The sequence below is a fragment of the Streptomyces murinus genome, assembly GCF_002154555.1.
In the GTDB taxonomy this organism is placed as follows: domain Bacteria; phylum Actinomycetota; class Actinomycetes; order Streptomycetales; family Streptomycetaceae; genus Streptomyces; species Streptomyces murinus.
The window spans coordinates 1-972 of sequence record NZ_MUNF01001008.1 but is presented as its reverse complement, the minus strand read 5'-3'; the positions used below and the strand labels follow the sequence as shown (position 1 = coordinate 972).

At 76.3% G+C, this 972-nt stretch carries 2 protein-coding genes; both read right to left on the bottom strand.

The window, feature by feature from the left end; translation table 11 throughout:
- Window positions 1-3 precede the first annotated feature (3 nt).
- Window positions 4-180 carry a hypothetical protein gene (locus CCN72_RS39455; protein ID WP_158101484.1) on the bottom strand — a complete coding sequence of 59 codons (177 nt, stop codon included), beginning with the start codon at window positions 178-180 and terminating at the stop codon, window positions 4-6.
- Window positions 181-215: 35 nt separating this feature from the next.
- On the bottom strand, window positions 216-972 hold a 757-nt coding region (locus CCN72_RS37280), incomplete at its 5' end, for an acetoacetate decarboxylase family protein (RefSeq protein WP_167408751.1).

Sequence of the window (972 nt, the reverse complement as noted above, 5' to 3'; positions counted from 1 at the left end):
TCGTCACCACCCTCGGCGGCTCCACTCGGGTGCCGTCGGACAGCCGCCGAGGGTGGTGACGATGGCGCGCAGGCGCCGGGCGTAGCCGTCCATCAGATCGGCGTCGGCCCGCAACCGGCCGATGTGGGCGAGGAGTTCATCGGCTCGCGCCGCGCTCGCCCGGGCGGACTCGGTCACCATGGGTACTCCCAACTAGGCTGCGTGCGTACGGGACTTCAGCGCGCCAGCTCCGCGCCGCCGCCGCGGTGCGCCATGAACTGCGGGCAGGCCAGCACGAACAGCGGCCGGGCCGCGTCGATGCCGAGCCGGCGCAGCTGTCCGGCGAGAGGTTCGGCGGCCGCGGTGTCGAGCCGTACCCGCACGCCCGCGCCCGGGTGCAGGCGGAGCCTGCCGTGGGCCCGGACCAGGGTGCGTACCGTGCCGGTGCCCCGGCGGCCGTACAGGGCCCGGTCGGCGTCGGGGCAGCGGACGCCCGGCCCGAGCCGGCCCTCGACCACGAGCCCGAGGTCCTCGGAGCGGGCCCGGATCTCCCGGCCCGTCAGATCGGCCTCGGCGCGCATCCTGAGCACCGGCTGGCCCCAGACCTCCTGCGCGACCACCCGGGCCGCCTCGGTGGTGACGGCGAGCGAGAGGACGTAGCGGCCGGTGCGGCGCAGGTCGACGCGGCGCAGCAGATCGGTGACGGCGTCGTAGGGACGCGGCCGCCACAGGTCGTCCACCAGGACGGACAGGGCGATCTCGGTGTACGGGCCGATGGTGGTGCACCGGTGCTCGTGCAGGGAGAGCACGGCGAGGGCCCGGGGGCCGAGCCGGCTCGGTGTCAGCCAGTCCGCGCCGGGCAGCAGGCTCCGGGCGGCGGCCGGGTCGACGGGGAAGCAGAGGTGCGCGGCGGCGGAGTCGTAGTACCGCACCGGCACGTCGACCGGGCCCACCGTGGTGCGTACGGGGGCGGTGGCGAGGGTGGGGAAGGGG

What these genes read in the sequence shown, in the direction of transcription:
- CCN72_RS39455 (WP_158101484.1), bottom strand. Translation starts at nt 180, where the DNA reads ATGGTGACCGAGTCCGCCCGGGCGAGCGCGGCGCGAGCCGATGAACTC.